We start from the raw sequence: 1,091 nt of genomic DNA, 5'->3' as shown, positions 1-1,091 counted from the left end.
TTCTCATTTACTTCAAAATTCATTTGCTTTTGAACGTCTGAAATTTCAATTCTCTTTAATGCAGCTATGCGACTTCTTTTTAAAAAAATAGGATAAAAAATGATCCAAAATATAGCAAAAATGGCTCCGATAATAGTAAAAATTTTACTTTTTAATAGCATATCAGCAACAAAACCAGCTATGATGGCTTCAGTAAATATCATAAAAGTGTTTATAAAATACTGCTTTCTTGCCGCCTTTGAGAAAAATAAGATAAAAGATTTATAATCTATTAAATTTTGTCCATTTATGACGATATTGCACTTCATAAGATACCTTTGTGAATTTTAAAATTTTTTGGGAAATTATAACCAAAAGCAAAGTCAATTTTTGTATAATTTGGACTATTTCTTAGGAGAGGGACACTATTTTTTTAATATCAAAATCATCTATAACTGGCGTGCGAAAATGGATCTTAGTTGCAGTTGTAGCTCTATTCGTATTTGCACTATTAGCATCTTTACTAGACTATAATCTAATTGGAAAAATATCTATTTTGCTTAGTTTCTTTATAATAACTTTTGGCATTTATACTTCAATGGATAAAGTAAAAACCAAAATAACGCATTGGCTTGCAATATGTTTTGGTGTTTTTTTATGGTCTATTTGCGATGCATTAATGGTGTTAAATCAAGATGTACTATTGCGGGCTCATAGTTCTTACGCGTATCTTGATATGTTTTTTATGTTGCCGATGATATCTATTTTAACTGGCGTTAGTATATTTTTGTATTCAAAATTTGCAGCCAGTCAAGAAAAGCTGGCCATTATTATGGATAGCATAAGTGTCTTTTTTTTAATAGCAATGTTAATATATGGTATTTTTGATGAAGTAGATATCTTATCGATGATAAATAATGGATCAAATATCGTTTTTCTCTCTATTGTGGCCATAAATTTTCTTATACTTTTTATCACTTTAAGTGAGATTTTTACAAGCAGTTTGCTTCATATAAAAATTAGTGGCTTTTACCTTATATCGGCTAGTATTTTATTTACGATGCTAAATTTATTTATTTTTTATAGCCAGATCTCAAATGTAAATTTTGGCC

The 1,091-nt window shown here is 28.1% G+C and carries 2 pseudogenes; one reads left to right on the top strand and one right to left on the bottom strand.

The features are described 5' to 3' along the window. Positions 1–308, bottom strand: a pseudogene (locus tag CYP54_RS02815) (hypothetical protein); the annotation flags it as partial. A 374-nt stretch (positions 309–682) separates the two neighbouring features. On the opposite strand from CYP54_RS02815, the pseudogene CYP54_RS02810 reads away from it, so the two are divergent. Continuing rightward, positions 683–1,091: pseudogene (locus CYP54_RS02810) on the top strand (GGDEF-domain containing protein); the annotation flags it as partial.

It is taken from the genome of Campylobacter concisus (assembly GCF_002914005.1).
GTDB lineage: Bacteria > Campylobacterota > Campylobacteria > Campylobacterales > Campylobacteraceae > Campylobacter_A > Campylobacter_A concisus_N.
The sequence above is the reverse complement of the archived record's forward strand: the minus strand, read 5'-3'. Positions and strand labels throughout refer to the sequence as shown.